The organism is Faucicola sp. SE7633, assembly GCF_059264685.1.
Genome location: NZ_JCADBW010000025.1, coordinates 14,470 through 29,991, shown reverse-complemented (window position 1 = coordinate 29,991; position 15,522 = coordinate 14,470). Strand labels below are relative to the sequence as shown.

Annotated in this window: 12 protein-coding genes; 7 read left to right on the top strand and 5 right to left on the bottom strand. The window is 52.3% G+C overall.

Going from position 1 to position 15,522, the window contains the following annotated elements:
* Positions 1–240 precede the first annotated feature (240 nt).
* Positions 241–579, top strand: coding sequence for an MgtC/SapB family protein (locus AC5L4R_RS08875; protein WP_494473588.1), 339 nt, complete (start codon positions 241–243; stop codon positions 577–579).
* Between the two features lie 380 nt (positions 580–959).
* On the opposite strand, the gene AC5L4R_RS08870 is transcribed toward AC5L4R_RS08875, so the two are convergent.
* Positions 960–1,739 (bottom strand): Nif3-like dinuclear metal center hexameric protein, encoded by a 780-nt coding sequence (locus tag AC5L4R_RS08870; protein ID WP_494473587.1) that lies wholly within the window; start codon positions 1,737–1,739, stop codon positions 960–962.
* A gap of 23 nt (positions 1,740–1,762) precedes the next feature.
* On the bottom strand, positions 1,763–4,069 hold the full coding sequence (locus AC5L4R_RS08865; RefSeq protein ID WP_494478045.1) for a site-specific recombinase: 2,307 nt from the start codon (positions 4,067–4,069) through the stop codon (positions 1,763–1,765).
* A gap of 449 nt (positions 4,070–4,518) precedes the next feature.
* Here AC5L4R_RS08865 and AC5L4R_RS08860 point away from each other — a divergent pair, with 449 nt between their 5' ends.
* The 4 genes from AC5L4R_RS08860 (at position 4,519) to rpsA (ending at position 9,102) form a co-directional block, all read left to right on the top strand.
* Positions 4,519–5,736, top strand: a complete 1,218-nt coding sequence (locus AC5L4R_RS08860; protein WP_494473585.1) for a DNA polymerase III delta subunit-related protein — start codon at positions 4,519–4,521, stop codon at positions 5,734–5,736.
* Between the two features lie 52 nt (positions 5,737–5,788).
* Positions 5,789–6,136: a PilZ domain-containing protein gene (locus tag AC5L4R_RS08855; protein ID WP_494473584.1), complete on the top strand. Its 348-nt coding sequence runs from the start codon at positions 5,789–5,791 to the stop codon at positions 6,134–6,136.
* 273 nt (positions 6,137–6,409) lie between these two features.
* On the top strand, positions 6,410–7,141 hold the full coding sequence (gene cmk / locus AC5L4R_RS08850) for a (d)CMP kinase (protein WP_494473583.1): 732 nt from the start codon (positions 6,410–6,412) through the stop codon (positions 7,139–7,141).
* Between the two features lie 281 nt (positions 7,142–7,422).
* Complete coding sequence (gene rpsA / locus AC5L4R_RS08845; RefSeq protein WP_494473582.1) at positions 7,423–9,102, top strand: 30S ribosomal protein S1; 1,680 nt, start codon at positions 7,423–7,425, stop codon at positions 9,100–9,102.
* A gap of 68 nt (positions 9,103–9,170) precedes the next feature.
* Here rpsA and rodA read toward each other — a convergent pair whose 3' ends face one another.
* From rodA to AC5L4R_RS08830, 3 genes are all read right to left on the bottom strand, one after another.
* Positions 9,171–10,316: a rod shape-determining protein RodA gene (rodA, locus tag AC5L4R_RS08840; RefSeq protein ID WP_494473581.1), complete on the bottom strand. Its 1,146-nt coding sequence runs from the start codon at positions 10,314–10,316 to the stop codon at positions 9,171–9,173.
* A gap of 148 nt (positions 10,317–10,464) precedes the next feature.
* On the bottom strand, positions 10,465–12,015 hold the full coding sequence (locus AC5L4R_RS08835; protein ID WP_494473580.1) for a M16 family metallopeptidase: 1,551 nt from the start codon (positions 12,013–12,015) through the stop codon (positions 10,465–10,467).
* Positions 12,016–12,074: 59 nt separating this feature from the next.
* Positions 12,075–13,583 (bottom strand): M16 family metallopeptidase, encoded by a 1,509-nt coding sequence (locus tag AC5L4R_RS08830; RefSeq protein WP_494473579.1) that lies wholly within the window; start codon positions 13,581–13,583, stop codon positions 12,075–12,077.
* Positions 13,584–13,892: 309 nt separating this feature from the next.
* On the opposite strand from AC5L4R_RS08830, the gene ftsY reads away from it, so the two are divergent.
* Complete coding sequence (gene ftsY / locus AC5L4R_RS08825) at positions 13,893–15,002, top strand: signal recognition particle-docking protein FtsY (protein WP_494473578.1); 1,110 nt, start codon at positions 13,893–13,895, stop codon at positions 15,000–15,002.
* Positions 15,003–15,013: 11 nt separating this feature from the next.
* Complete coding sequence (locus AC5L4R_RS08820) at positions 15,014–15,505, top strand: methylated-DNA--[protein]-cysteine S-methyltransferase (RefSeq protein WP_494473577.1); 492 nt, start codon at positions 15,014–15,016, stop codon at positions 15,503–15,505.
* The last annotated feature ends 17 nt before the right edge of the window (positions 15,506–15,522 follow it).

Here is a 15,522-nt window from a genome sequence, read left to right as displayed (position 1 = left end):
GTGCATAATTTAAAAACTGCCCTAGGCTTGAAGCGAAAATATGGGGTCGCTTAGGGTTATTGTGTCTATCGGTTGGTAAAACTAGCCAATAGACGTTAATTTACGGCAATTTAGGAGGCTTTTATGCCAATTCGGTGACTTTCTTCACTTCTTTAACACCAATTCCAGTTTTTAGTTGAGTTTGAAATTGGTGTCGAGAGACGGTCGCTGGTTTGTGCAAAGGTCTCATAAAGACTAAAAATGTTAAGCGTCACGTCTGAGATTTTTGATTTAGACTTAAAGCCCATGCTGGTGCACTCTATGCAACTGCTGATTGCATTTTTATTGGTTTTTCCCATCGAATTTAATCGAGAAAGCAGTAAACACAGTATGGGCTTACGAACTTTTCCATTGGTGAGTTTAGCGAGTTGTTGTTTTACGTTGTTGGGTTTTGAAATCGGTGATGATGATGATAGTGCGATGGGCGAGGTGCTAGGTGGCATTATCACGGGTATTGGCTTTGTTGGCGGTGGGGCGATTTTGCAAAAAAATGGTATCGTAGAGGGCACATCAACCGCCGCGGCGATTTGGGCGGCTTGAAATTGCAGTGCTCGTTAGCCTGTTTACTTTTTTAATCTTTTACTCATTCGTTGCCGTAAACCTGCGACTTCAGGTGGTGGATATCAGGCAATTGTTAAATGCGATAAGTTTTGCTATACTCATCTGACTATATTCAATGTCTTACATTCCACAGTTAAGTTAAGACTAAATTGCGAGTACGCAGTAACTTAACTGGTAAGACGTTTCCAAACACACACTTAAGCTAATTCGTGTCTAAGACAATCCTAACGGTAGGATTAGCTTAAAATAAGAACCTAAGATGTACGGTGTGTCGTACGGGCGGTTGCCATTGTCTTAGGTTTGCGGCAGGTCTAACCGTCTTGCAGAAGGAATCCCCGAACGATAGGGAGGGGAGGAAGTCAAGCAGGGTTGGCAATATCCACAAATGTGACTGCCACGCCCAGTGTATCGCGCACATACTCGCCCAAAGCCTGTATGCCGCCGCGCTCGGTGGCATGGTGTCCGCAAGCAAAATAATCCAACCCAAGTTCACGCGCTTGATGGGTCGTGCGCTCTGAAATCTCACCCGATAGATACGCGTCACAGCCCATCTTGGCGGCTTGCTCAATCATATCTTGCGCACCGCCTGTGCAAATCCCAATGCGTTGTAGCGTCGTGCGCCCACTGGCGATGTGCAGCGGCTCGCGCTCAAGGGCATGGGTAATGGTGGCAGCAAACTCGGCAGGTGTGACGGGTGCAGATAAGGTTGCGATATCACCAATGGGCTGCTTTTGCGTGGGGTACAGTGGCTCAACAAGCGTCAAGCCCAATGCGCGCGTCAGTTGCACATTGTTGCCCACCACACGGTGGGCATCCAGTGGCAGATGATACGCCAGCAGCGATATGCCGTGTTGCATAAGCTTGCGCACGCGTGTGCCTTTCATGCCAGTCAAAGGCGCGGCCTCACCTTTCCAAAAATAGCCATGATGCACCAAAATCGCCTGCGCGTCTTTGGCAATGGCTGCGTCAATCAATGCCTCACACGCTGTCACACCCGTGACGATACGCGCAATCGGCGCGCCTGCATCCACTTGCAGCCCGTTGGGGCAGTAGTCATCAAAGGCATTGACTTGCAAATAATCGTCCAACAAATCGGCAAGGGCGGTCGGTGATAGGGGTAACGGGGTCGGTTGGTTCATGGCAAAATCTTTGGTAGTGGGCATTATTTGGGTAGTTTGCTTGCGGTATCTGTGTCAGACTTGGCGTGGCCTGCTTGTTTGGCGGCTTGTTTTTCGGCCGCTTTTTCTTTGAGCGCTTGTTTTTTTTGCTCAACCTCAAGCGGGCTAAGCTTTTGTACAGGCGCATCGGCGGTTGGGCTGGCAGCGGTTTGCCCTGATTGCGCGCGCGGTTCAGCATTGGCCGAGGGTTTGTGTTTTGGCTCAGAGGGCTTGCGCTCAATGGGTTCATCGTCATAGATAATGCGCCCGTCTGCGTCAATCAGCGCGTATTTCATCGGCTCTTTACGCGGCAAAAAGAAATCCAGCGGCTGGGTGATTAGGTGGGTAGCAACCATGTCAAGCAGGTTTTTCCACTCAAACACCTTGACGTTGCGCGCGCGCAAGGCGGTCAAAAGCGCCAGTGAAAAACTGACCAACAAATTGACCAAACCAATTAACACCACACCCAAAAAGCTGACAAAAATCAGCCCCAAATCTGGCAGCACGCCCGTATTGGTGTAAATGTTAAACAAGCCATGGCTAAAGTTTGCCGAGGCAAACGCGATGTGGCGAATATCCAGCGGCAAGCCCAAAATCGTGCCGATGATTGCCGTACTGCCCAAACACACGCCAAAAATGAAATTACTCATAATCGCGCCGAGGTTTTGCTCAATAAAGCTGGCAAATTTTTCCACACGCGCTGTTGATAAGTGGCGATTGAGCCACGGGTGGTAGCGGATACGCGCACCGATTTTGTTATGCACCGCCAAGTTGTCGTAGTAGCCTGCAATCAGCCCCGAAATATACAGATATACGCCAGCAATGGCGGCATGAAAAATCGCCAACGAGGTGAACGGGTTTAGGTCATGTAACAAATGGTCAGCCTTGCCATAGCCGATAATCGGTGTGCCAAACCCATAATACCACGCCACCGAAATCAACAACGCCAGCGGCATGGCAATCGAGATGTTGCCCAAAATGGCGATAAACTGCGTGCGCATGATATCAACAACCAGTTCGGCAAGTTTCGCCAGTTGTGTCGCCTTGCGCCCTGTGGTTTCTGAAATCGTCGAGGCAATCGCGGCCGCGGTCATGGCAGGTTGTTTGGTGGCGACCGTGCCGCCGATGATATGAATCAGCACAAAGCCCAAACCATAAATCATGCTGTTCATAAACGCTGTGCCAAACAGCGACAGCGCAAGCTTAGAGCCCAAAATTTTAATCGTTGCCATGATGCCAATCAGCACCCCACCCAGCGCGGCTTTTTTGTACATCTTGCGATAGCCGCGTTTGTCGGTGCTGATATAGTGCTCACCGACCTTGCTGGCGTTGTCGGTGATCTTGCGCGATAGCAGCGCGGTGTTAGACGCTAACAAGTAGCGCACGCTGATTTGGCGATACGCACCTTCATACAAGGTGTGCATCAGCTCAATGAGCGCGCGGCGTTCGGTATTTGGGCGTTCAGATAGCAGCATAATCAGCAGCTCAAGCCGCTCAATGCTTTGCTCAAGGCGTACCATGCGGTTAGTGCCACGCACGGTCACACCCGTTTTGTGGATACGGCGGCGGATGTTTTGAACCAACCGCTCGATTTGCTCAATTAAGACCAAAATCTGGCTAGGATCGGCAGGATGTTGCGGCAAGGGCGCGTCATTGGCCGCAAGCACGCTTTTTTCATAAGCATTGGCAAATTCACGCACCTCATAAGTCAGCTCAATAAACGCCTGTGGGTCATCGGCAGGTTGGGGGAATGTCTCCATCATTTCGCGGTGCAGCCCCGTGCCGCTGATACGGTGCGCAAGCACAATAATGGCGCGCAAAATATTGGCGCGTAAGCCATTCATCAGCAGCGCTTGCCCCTCAGGCACGTGTAGCAGCAGCGACAGCCGCAGCCAGTTTTGCGTATCGACCAACTCAATCCATTGCCGCGTTGCGTTGCTTGACAACAGCCGATAAAACACATACACCAAGTCTTTGTCATCGGGCGCAGGCGGTAGCAGCCGATAGCCAATCAGGCCATAAAACTCCGCAAAAAAGCTGTTATCTGCTAAAATACCCATATCGGTGTATAGGCTGACTTGGCGATAACGCGCAATCAGCGTCAGCAGGTACAGACACAGTTTGTCGGCAAGTTTGGGGTATGTGCGCAGCAGGTCAATTAGCACACCGATGTTGTGGTTTGCTGATTCGGCGGTGTGTGCGCCGCGCTGTAGCAGGGTGATGAGCTGTTTGAGCAAATCAATCGTCGGTGTATCAGCTTGCGCGGCTATTGTGTTGAGTAGTTCAAATACTTGCTGGCGAAATGGCGACATCACCTGCAGCCCTTTGTCATCGGTGGGCGCGTTGTTGGGGGTGTTTGGTGGATATTTGGCAGGCTTGATGTTGAGCGTGGGCGCAGCTTTGCCTTTGACGCTATTGGGCTTGGGTGCGTTGGGCTTTGCTGCTTTAGGCTGTTCGGGTTTTTTTTGCAATCGACACCTCAATCAATAACCGCCACGATTTTTTACCGAACTTTTGTTGGTTAATTGTTGGTAAAAAACGCCACAGATGCAAACTTTTGGCTATTTTAAAGGCTGGGCAAAGCCTTGTCATGCCTTTCTTACAAAATGGTGGGCAATTTTGCAACAATTTTTGCCAAGCCTGTGTTTAACATTGGGCACAAATCGCTGGGTTGGGTGTTTAAAATGCTTGCGTGTACCACACCCACTTATGTAATAAAAAGTATTAAAGTGTAATAAAAAGTATCAAAGGATAACCTTGCATGACCCAAGCCGACCCAGCAATCAACCCAACAAACAGCAACCACCTACCGCCGCAATATGCCGTTTATCAGCCTGACCCCGTGCCCGATACGCTGTATCGGCATTGGCTGTTTGGCGAGCTGTACCCGTGGCAAGAGGCGGCATGGCAGTATTTAACGGGGCAGTTTGGACGCTTGCCTCATGCCATGCTGTTTGCAGGTGTGGCAGGTATTGGTAAGCGCGCGTTTGTGTATCGTTTTGTGGCGTGGGCATTGTGCCACAACAAGCCTGCCGACGCGCACGCGCCTGCTTGCGGACATTGTGAAAGCTGCCAGTGGCTCATCGCCCAAACCCATCCCAACCTATACCGCGTGCCTGCTGCCGCCCAACCCATCAGCACCACGCCCGATGAGCCCAGCGACACAGGCACGGCCAAACGCCGCAGCAAAAACGCGGGCGCAAAAACCAGCGCAACCACGCCCAAAGCAAAACCTGACCAACCCACCGACTTGACCATCAAAGTCGATGACATCCGCGCGTTGCAGCCGTTTGTGCAGCAATCTAGCGCAGGTATGCGTTTTGTCGTCATCCATCACGCCGAGGGCATGACCCTTGCCGCCGCCAACAGCTTGCTAAAGACCCTAGAAGAGCCTGCCGCGCAAGTGCTGATTTGTTTACTGTGCGACCAACCTGCCAGTTTGTTGCCGACAATTCGCTCACGTTTGCAGCGCGTTGCCATTCATCACATCAGTGCCGAGCAGTCACTGGCGACCATGCGTGCGTTAATCGCGCAGCTGCCCGAGGCGCATCCGCTTAAAAACCGCCAAACCCAAGAGCTGGTGCAGCTCAACGCGCTATCGGGCTATGCACCGTGGCAGGCGCTGGCCATGCTAGATAGCGGCTGGTATGACCAACGCCAAACGTGGATTGTCAGCTGGCAGGCGTTACGCAGCCACAAGCGCAGCCCAATTCAAGCCAGTGACTACTGGCAAAAAACCTTGCCACTGGGGGATTTTTTGGCAATGTCGCAACTGCTACTCACCGAAATCGGCAACCAAATCAGTGGGCTAGGCTTGCAGCAGGCGGATTTACGTTGGGAGCGGTTGCAGCCTATACCGACGCTGGCCGCTATCAGCGATTTGCACACCATTATTCACGACATTTGGCAGGACAAACGTCAAAATGTGCAAGACAAACTGTGTTATGATAAGCTGATGACAGCTTTACAACAGTATTAAGCGGTTTGAGGTAATAGCCGACAACCACACTCACGCTTGAAGGAGCAGCGACATGGCAATGCCTGCACGTGGCGGTATCATCACGATTAACTACGAAACCCTAGACAAACTCTACGCCAGCTATCTACCGTTTATCCAAAACGGCGCGATTTTTGTACCCAGCAACCAACAGCAGCAGCTTGGTGCACAGGTGTTTGTCGCCATCACCTTGCCCGACAGCAGCGAACGCTTGCCGCTCAATGGCAAAGTGGTGTGGGTGACCCACCGCGCACAAGCCCAACGCCCTGCAGGCTACGCGCTACAACTGGGCAAAGACGAAGCAGGGATGCGCATCAAAAACGAAATCGAACGTCTCTTGGCAGGGCAGATCAATGCCGCCAAACCAACGTTTACGCTCTAGCCAAACGCCAAACAGCACCGACAAACAAGGCGCGCGCAGCGTCTTTTTTATCGTCTATGTGGCGTTGGGCGGCTAGCAGGATGAGTGGGAAAAATATCGTGGGCGTGGATGAAGCAGTGTGGCGTTGGATACAGATTTTTTAGCCAGCAAGCATTGCCCAAGCGCGTAAAAATCGCTATAATATTGCACTATTTTTGTTTGCCATTTTTTGGTGCATTGCGCCAATAGGGTGAGCCCAAATTTTTGCCAAGCGAGAACACAAGAGGTCATTGCATGTCGCCACACGCGTCCCAACAGCTGCCCGTGATTGCCATTGATGGCGCAAGCGGCGCAGGCAAAGGCACGCTCACCAGCCGATTGGCCAATGCGCTTGGCTACACCATGCTGGACTCAGGCGCGTTGTATCGCATTGTTGGTCTAAGCGCGGCGCAAGCAGGGCTGCTAGATAGCCAACCGCTTGATGAGCAAGCCCTAGCAGAGCTGACGCGCAGCCTTGATATTGCGTTTTTGCCGCCACAGGCTGGTAGTGAGTCTATCAGCGTATGGGTCAATGGGCAAGACGTTAGCCACGCTATCCGCAGCGAGCAAGTTGGCGCGTATGCCTCACAGGTGGCGGTATTTGGTGAGGTGCGGGCGGCGTTATTGGCCCTGCAACAAAACATGGCAGTGGCAGACGCTGATAAAACCTATCGTGGCGTGGTTGCTGATGGGCGCGATATGGGCACGGTGGTGTTTCCTGAGGCGGTGCTAAAGATTTTTTTGGTGGCAAGCCCTGAGGCGCGCGCCGAACGCCGCGTCAAACAGCTACAAGCCGCAGGGCAAAAGGCAGATTTTGCCACCGTGCTTGATAGCTTAGTGGCCCGTGATGCCCGTGACAGTGCGCGCGCTGTGGCCCCTGCCAAGCCTGCCGAGGATGCCATTGTGCTAGACAGCTCAGCGCTAGATGCCGACGCGGTATTTGCCCAAGTATGGCAACTGTGTAGCGAGCGCGGTTTAGTCAAGTAGTTTTGAATAAACCGTTAAACCCTAGACAAGGGCTAAAACTTGCCGAAATGGGCGGCAATCAGGCTTGATTTTTTGCCATTTATGCCTATCTAAGGCTTCTAAATTTGAGGGCGAAAACTTAACGCATGAAACGTCACCTAGCGTTGAATCAAGTGGTTTAAACCCAAATTTTAACCATTTTCTGACCGCTTGCCGCTGGCAAAACCAGCAATTCGCGGCAAGCGGTCATCATCAGAACCGTACTGTGCTGGACAGGCTACGGCGAATCAAAGGTAAATTATATGATGGAATCATTTGCTGAACTGTTTGAAGCCAGCCAAGCACAAGCCCCTAGCGTTGAGCGCGGCGCGGTTATCAGCGGCGAAGTAGTGGCGATTGACAACGATTGGATTACGGTCGATACAGGTCTTAAATCTGAAGGTATCGTTGAGCGTAGCGAATTTTTGAACGAAGATGGCGAGCTTGAAGTGGCTGTCGGCGATCAAGTTCAAGTGGTTGTTGATGCGGTGGATAACGGCATGGGTCAAACCGTGTTGTCACGCGAAAAAGCCAAACGCGCTGAAACTTGGAACAAGCTTGAAGAACAGTTTAACAACGACGAAATCGTTACGGGCGTTATTTCTGGCAAAGTCAAAGGTGGTTTCACCGTTGATATCGGTTCAGTGCGTGCATTCCTTCCTGGCTCATTGGTGGACACTCGCCCTGTGCGCGACACCACACACCTTGAAGGCAAGCCACTTGAATTTAAAGTCATCAAACTTGACCAAAAACGCAACAACGTGGTGGTGAGCCGCCGCGCGGTGATGGAAGCAGAAAACTCAGCCGAGCGCGAAGAGTTGTTGAACAGCTTGCATGAAGGTCAAGTCATCGACGGCGTGGTCAAAAACCTCACCGATTATGGTGCGTTTGTGGATTTGGGCGGTATCGACGGCTTGCTCCACATCACCGACATGGCATGGCGCCGTGTGAAGCACCCATCTGAGGTGGTAGAAGTCGGTCAAGAGCTAAAAGTTAAAGTGTTAAAATTTGACCGTGAGCGTAACCGCGTAAGCCTAGGGCTTAAACAACTGGGTGAAGATCCATGGCATGACGTGTTGAACAAGTATCCAAAAGGTACTAACGTCAAAGCACGCGTGACCAACTTGACTGACTACGGCTGCTTTGCTGAAATTGCCGACGGCGTGGAAGGCTTGGTGCACGTGTCAGAAATGGATCACACCAACAAAAACATCCACCCATCCAAAGTCGTACAAGTGGGCGATGAAATCACCGTTCAAATCTTGGACATCGATGAAGACCGCCGCCGCATTAGCCTAGGTATCAAACAAACCATGCCAAACCCATGGGAAGAGTTTGACAAAAACCACCAAAAAGGCGACCGCGTCAGTGGCGTGATTAAATCCATCACAGACTTTGGTATCTTTATCGGTCTTGAAGGCGGTATTGATGGTTTGGTGCACCTATCTGACCTATCATGGACAGAAAATGGCGAAGACGCTATCCGCAACTACAACAAAGGCGACACGGTTGATGCCGTGGTGCTGGGCGTAGATGCTGAAGCCAACCGTATCAGCCTAGGTATCAAACAGCTTGATAGCGATCCGTTCAACGAGTACCTACTTGCCCATGACCGTGGCGCGATTGTCAAAGGTACAGTAAGCGAGGTGGATGCCAAAGGTGCAAAAGTGCATCTTGCTGATGAAGTTGAAGGCTATGTGCGCGCCTCAGACATCCAACAAGAGCGCGTGGACGATGCCAGCAGCGTGTTGCAAGTCGGTCAAGAAATCGAAGCCAAAATCGTTGGCGTGGACCGCAAAGCGCGTAACATCAGCTTGTCTATCAAAGCCAAAGACGAAGCCGAACAACGCGACGCGATTAAGGCATTGAGCGCGAACAACGCGGCAGAAGTTGCCCCACGCACCATCGGTGACTTGATTAAAGAGCAACAAAACAACCAATAAACGTTGTTTGATGATGAAAAAAACCGTCCTAAACTTTAGGGCGGTTTTTTGTTGGGTGGTTTTGGCGCTTATTTAATCTGATGCGAAGCAACCGACATCACAAGCCCAAACGCCGCCATCAACGTGATAATCGCTGTCCCACCATAGCTGATAAACGGTAGCGGCACACCCACCACGGGCAAAATTCCCGACACCATGCCTGCATTGACAAACACATAGACAAAAAATGCCAATGCCAGCGTTCCTGCCAGTAGTCGCCCATACGTTGAAGTCGTGTTATAAGCGATATGCAGCGTACGCGCCAAAATACAGGCGTACAAAAACATCAACAAACACACGCCAACGAGCCCAAATTCCTCTGAAAACGCGGCAATGATAAAATCCGTATGCCCCTCAGGCAAAAAATGCAAATGCGACTGCGTGCCTTCCAAATAACCCTTGCCCGTCATGCCGCCTGCGCCAATCGCGGTTTTAGATTGCATGATATTCCAGCCTGCGCCTAAGGCATCGGCTTCGGGGTCAAGCAGCGTCATCACACGCTTACGCTGATAATCGTGCAGCAAAAACTCCCACGCCGCCCACACCAATGGCACAAACAATGCCGCCGCCGTGCCAATCATCCACCATGGCAGCCCCGCCAAAAACAACACAAAAATACCGCTGGAGGCAACCAAAATCGACGTACCCAAATCGGGTTGTTCTGCAATCAACAAGACAGGAATACCAATCGCCACCAACGTCATAAGCACCGTGGGTAGGCTAGGCGGCAGCTCACGGCGTGATAGCAGCCACGCGCACAACATCGGCATACCCAATTTCATAAACTCCGACGGCTGCACACTGCCAAAGCCTGGGATATCAATCCAACGCTGCGCACCAAGGCGCACCTCACCAATAAGCTTAACCAACACCAACAGCGCCACGCCGCCTAGATAAAAAAACGGCGTAAAGCTGCGATATAGGCTTGGCGGTACTTGCGCCATCACCAACATGACCACAAAACCGATGATAAAGCTAATCAACTGGCGTATCACCATGCCCATGTCTTGCGTCGAGGCACTATACAAAATCGCCAGACCAAACAGCGCCGTGACAAACAGCAGCATCAGCAGCCACGGGTCAAGGTGCACACGCTGCCACAGCGTGGGCTGCATATCCGTGCCCAAGTGGTGCGCTTGGCGTGAAAAACGAAACTGGTTGTATGCCTTGGGCATGGCGGCGGTAGATCCTTGGCTGGGTGGCAAAAGTGGACGGTGGCTAGTTATTTAAACCCTATACGCAACCACCAAAGCGTTGCGCGTATATCAGGGCGGTGATTATACCGCCATCGGCGGCATTTTTTCAGCCAAATTTTTGTCAGCTTTAAGGCGTTGGGTGGTGCGTGTCCGCCGCGCTTGCCGCCTGATGTGTGCCTGTGACATCGCCTTGCCCAACGGTGACAATCAGCAAACGCTGTGGGTCGATCAGCGTACGATAACGTTGGCTGACCGCTTCACGGTTGGCGCGTTGCACGCGTGTGACGTAATGGGTCAGGTAGTCGTCTTTGAGTCCGTAAAAACCCATCATCCCAATCGTGGCGTTGGTCGCTGCGTTGCTGGCAAAGTTTTGGGCAAAGCGGTTGATAAACGCATCTTTGGTCAAATCCAGCTCGGCTTGGCTGACACCCTGTTGTACCACATCTTGAAGCACCGCTTGACTGGCCGCGACAGCTTCAGCGGTTTTGTCGTTACGCGTTGAGAACGTTACCGTGTAGCTGCCTTGGCTTTGCATGGGGGTCATGTTGCTATAAATACCGTACGTCAAACCGCGTTTTTTGCGGATATCTGCCATCAGCCGCGCTTGAAAATTGCTGCCACCCACAATGTCATCTGCCAGCGCAAAATCGGTCTGCGCCTGCAAGGCCGCAGGATTCGTGCGGCGTTTTTCACCCAACTGCCCGATAACCACGGCAGTTTGGCTGCTGTCAAACGGGATGTGAATATGGCGTGCTTTGGTCAAGGGCTTGGCATTGGGCAGGGCAGGGGCAGGCTTGCCCTGTGGCATGGCACGGGTCAGCTGGTTGGCAAGGGCGCGCGCTTGCGCCAGTGTCAAGTCGCCTGTGATGGCGATATTGGCATTTTGCGCCACCAAAAACCGCCGTGCAAACGCCTGTACATCGCTGCGCGATAGATTGGGCACACTCTTTGGCGTGCCAAGTGTCGGGTGCGCGTACGGGTGATTGCCGTACAACGCTTGGTTAAAGGTCTGCGCCGCGATGGTGTCGGGATCTTCTTGCTGACGGGCAAGGGCGACCATCATTTGTGCTTTGCTGCGATTGAGGCTATTTTCGCTAAAACTTGGCGCGCGCAGGGTATCAGCAAGTAGCGTCAGCGCAGGCGATAGATACGCGCTATCAGACAGACTGCGCAAATTCACAATCATCATATCTTTATAGGCAGCGGCATCCAGCGCAAGCCCCAACTGCTCAACCGCTTGGTTAAATGCCTCTTCATCATACCGCGCATTGCCTTTAGTCAGGGCATCTGCGGTCAAAGTGGCCAGTCCAAAGCCTTGCGGTTTGATGGCTTCATCACGCGCCGAACCTGCATTGAAATACACACTCACATCCACCATTGGCAGATTGGGTGTGGCAACAAACGCCACAGGCGTGCCCGTCGTCGTGGTGAAATGCTGGATGTTTGGTAAGGTAAACTGCAGCGGTGGCACGTTTTTGAGGCTATCGAGTGTGTCCATCGCGGCAATCGGTGCGCTTGGGTCAGCCTCTACACTGCGCCGTTCTCCCATTGGCGCGTCGGCAGCGTAACTGGTGCTTAGCGCACCTGCCATAAATAGGCTTAGCAAAACGATATTAGACTGTTTAAAACCGCCACGTAAACTTGGCAGACAATGTGGCATAAAAAAACGGGCAGGCATGGCACTATCTCGATAATTTTTTAAAAATGACAAAAATCACAGGGTGAATCAACCATGGATTAAGCTTTGGGTTTAACGGTTGTGTCAGCAGGATGATTGCCTTGTCCCGACGGCTCGACAGACAACACCGTCAAATTGTCTTTGGTCAAATAACGCTGCGCCACGCGTTGCAAATCAGCAGGCGTGATACGCGCAAAATGCTCAGGCAAGCGATAAATCTCGCGGTCATCTATACCGATACTGGCAAGGCTGCCTATGGTGCGTGCTTGCCCAGCAAGGCTGTCTTGCGCATAGACCAGTTCGGTGAGGGCGTGGGTTTTGGCGCGGCTTAGCTCTTGTGCGCTAATGGGTGCGGTTTTTAGCTGCTCAATTTGTGCCAGTAATGCCGCTTGCGCCTGCGCAAGGCTGACCCCATCGCGCGGTGTGGCGTGGATGAATAGCAAACCATCGCCACGGTCAAACGCACTGTAGCTGCTACCCACCGCCGCCAACACCTGCTGCTCGCGTACCAGATGTTTCTCCAGCCGTGCCGACAGCCCACCGTCAAGCACTTGGCTGAGCAAAGCAAGCTGATACGCCTCATCGGGGTGGTTTGCCGTTGTCAGCGTCGGCAAGTTGTATGCCAGCATCAGACTAGGCACTTGCACGGGCAGAGCGGTGCGCGCCTCGTGATAACCGCGAAACCCTGCTTGACGCACGCTTGGGCGCGTTGGCAAGGCTTGTGGCGGTTTGTCGCCAAAATAGCGTTTGACCAGTGCCAAGGCTTCATCGGGCTTGACATCGCCAACAATCACCACGGTGGCGTTGTTGGGCGCGTACCACTGGCGATACCACGCCGCCAAATCTGTCAGTTTGATGCCAGCAATCTCTGCCATCGGGCCAATCACCGATTCGCCCTTTGGGCTGTCGGGATATGCCATGCGGCTAAATTGTTCAAACGCGCGCGCATTGGGGTTATCATCGGTGCGCAGGCGACGCTCTTCCATAACCACTTGACGCTCAGCGTCAAAATCACTTTGGCGTAGCGTCAAATTGGTCATGCGGTCGGCTTCCAGCTCCAACGCCAATCCCAAGCGATTGGCAGGCAAAACCTCGTAATACGCTGTGTAATCATGGGTGGTAAAAGCGTTGTTACTGCCGCCAAACTTTGCCAACACGCGCTCAAAATCCGCCGATGACACCTTGGGTGTGCCTTTAAACATCATGTGCTCAAGCAAATGCGATATTCCGCCCAAGTGCTCAGGCTCATCGGTCGCACCGACGCGGTACCAAATTTGGCTCATCACCACAGGCGCGCGGTGGTCTTCTTGGATGATGACTTTTAAGCCATTGTCCAGCGTGTAGGCATGGCGGCGTTGGTCGATGGTCGCGCCCAAATCCATGCGGTTGCTGGTTTTGGTGGGGGGCTTGACGCTGGTTTGATGGTTGGCATAACTGGCTTTGGCATCGGCGGTTTTGCCAGTCGGCAGCGCGTTGGCTGGCGCAGCCACGCCCAAACCTAGCACCACCAACGCGGCGGACAACGGTTTAACAGCGGTTAAAACATGGATTAAGCTCAAGCGATTCACAACATAGTCTCGATGGTTGGATGAATTAAACACAGGCGGTTTAGAAAAAATTTATTTTAAATAAAGCTTGTTTGTTTTGAAATTGTACATACACACGCAAGCTATCATGCCACAAAACCACGCTGCCGCCTAGCCTTACGCCATGCAACCACCGTCAGGCTTACAAAGATTAGGCGAGAATGTTACAATGCCTTAATTCTCCGTCTGTTTTTAACTGCATAGACGGTTGGCAAAGCCGTTGAACCGTTCGCGCGTATCCATCGGTTATTGTTACCGTTTATTGTTACAGAAAAATTGTTAGGCACGCCCATGCAAAACCCAACCCGCCCCAACCAAGTCGTCATCAACTTTGACAGCGATGTCAGCCAGTTTGATGACGCAACCTTGCCCAGCATTCCCGTGCAGCCTGCCCAAGCCGCACCTGCACCGCAACCCACCGCACAGACCCAGCACAGCGAGCAACTGACCGCTGAGCCACAAAAATCGGGCTGGTTTAGCCGCATGAAACAAGGGCTTGCCAAAAGCCGCAAAAACTTCACCGAAGGCTTAACCAATATCTTAATTGGTGGTAAAGAAATCGACGACGAACTGCTAGAAGAAGTCGAAGACCAATTACTGGTTGCCGACATTGGCGTGACCGCCACCACACGCATCATCAACAATTTAACCGAAGCCACCGCGCGCGGCGATTTGATTTATTCGCATTCGCTGTACAAAGCGTTGCAGCAAGAGCTGGTCGATATCCTCGCGCCCAAAGTCGCGCCTTTGCGCATCGATAACAGCAAAACACCGTTTGTCATCTTGATGGTTGGTGTCAATGGCGTTGGCAAAACCACCACCATCGGCAAGCTTGCCAAACGCTTGCAAGGCGAGGGCAAAAGCGTCATGCTGGCAGCAGGCGACACCTTTCGCGCGGCCGCCACCGAGCAGCTACAGATTTGGGGTGAGCGCAACCAAATTCCCGTTATTGCGCAAGGTCATGGCTCAGACAGCGCGTCGGTGATTTTTGATGCCATTCAAGCCGCCAAAGCGCGCGGCATAGATGTGCTGATTGCCGACACCGCAGGGCGACTACAAAACAAAACCAACCTGATGGAAGAGCTTAAAAAAGTTGTGCGCGTCATGCAAAAAGCCGACCCCACCGCGCCGCATGAGACGATGATTGTACTAGACGCAGGCACGGGGCAAAACGCGCTCAATCAAGTGCAAATCTTTCATGAAGCCGTGCCTTTGACAGGCGTGACCATCACCAAACTTGATGGCACTGCCAAAGGCGGCGTGGTGTTCAACGTCGCAAGCAACACCGATATTCCGATTCGCTTCATCGGCGTGGGCGAAAAAATCGACGACCTACGCCCCTTTAAAGCCGATGACTTTGTCAAGGCGTTGTTTGACAATGATGACAAAGACTCAGCGTAAATAGCGGTCCAATGATAACGGGCTTACGCTACCACACACCGCATGATTTGCCCGATTTGTGGTTAGCGAGTCAAAACGGCAAGCTTATCGCCGTGACATGGCTTGCGGCTAACAGCGACTTTGTGCACAATGCTCAATCCACGGCTGATGACGTGCTCAATCAAACCGTTAGCCAGCTTGATGCGTATTTTACAGGGCAAGCGGCTTTATTTGATGTGCCGTGGGACATCAGTGCAGGCACGGCATTTCAACAAACGGTGTGGCAAGCCTTGGCGAGCATTGACCACGGTACGACGCTCAGCTATGCCAAATTGGCACAACAAATAAACCGCCCAACGGCAGTGCGCGCCGTTGCCAATGCGGTAGCCAGCAATCCACTCACTGTGATTTTGCCTTGCCATCGCGTGATTACCAGCGACGGCAAGCTTGGTGGCTATATGGGGCGTTGTCGATTGGTTGCGGTCAAACGTGCATTGCTAAACCTTGAAGGCGTAGCTTTATAATGCCAAATTAATGCGGT

Coding starts and splice junctions, on each gene's coding strand:
- AC5L4R_RS08875 (WP_494473588.1), top strand. CDS start 241: ATGTTAAGCGTCACGTCTGAGATTTTTGATTTAGACTTAAAGCCCATG.
- AC5L4R_RS08870 (WP_494473587.1), bottom strand. CDS start 1,739: ATGAACCAACCGACCCCGTTACCCCTATCACCGACCGCCCTTGCCGAT.
- AC5L4R_RS08865 (WP_494478045.1), bottom strand. CDS start 4,069: ATGTCGCCATTTCGCCAGCAAGTATTTGAACTACTCAACACAATAGCC.
- AC5L4R_RS08860 (WP_494473585.1), top strand. CDS start 4,519: ATGACCCAAGCCGACCCAGCAATCAACCCAACAAACAGCAACCACCTA.
- AC5L4R_RS08855 (WP_494473584.1), top strand. CDS start 5,789: ATGGCAATGCCTGCACGTGGCGGTATCATCACGATTAACTACGAAACC.
- cmk (WP_494473583.1), top strand. CDS start 6,410: ATGTCGCCACACGCGTCCCAACAGCTGCCCGTGATTGCCATTGATGGC.
- rpsA (WP_494473582.1), top strand. CDS start 7,423: ATGATGGAATCATTTGCTGAACTGTTTGAAGCCAGCCAAGCACAAGCC.
- rodA (WP_494473581.1), bottom strand. CDS start 10,316: ATGCCCAAGGCATACAACCAGTTTCGTTTTTCACGCCAAGCGCACCAC.
- AC5L4R_RS08835 (WP_494473580.1), bottom strand. CDS start 12,015: ATGCCTGCCCGTTTTTTTATGCCACATTGTCTGCCAAGTTTACGTGGC.
- ftsY (WP_494473578.1), top strand. CDS start 13,893: ATGCAAAACCCAACCCGCCCCAACCAAGTCGTCATCAACTTTGACAGC.
- AC5L4R_RS08820 (WP_494473577.1), top strand. CDS start 15,014: ATGATAACGGGCTTACGCTACCACACACCGCATGATTTGCCCGATTTG.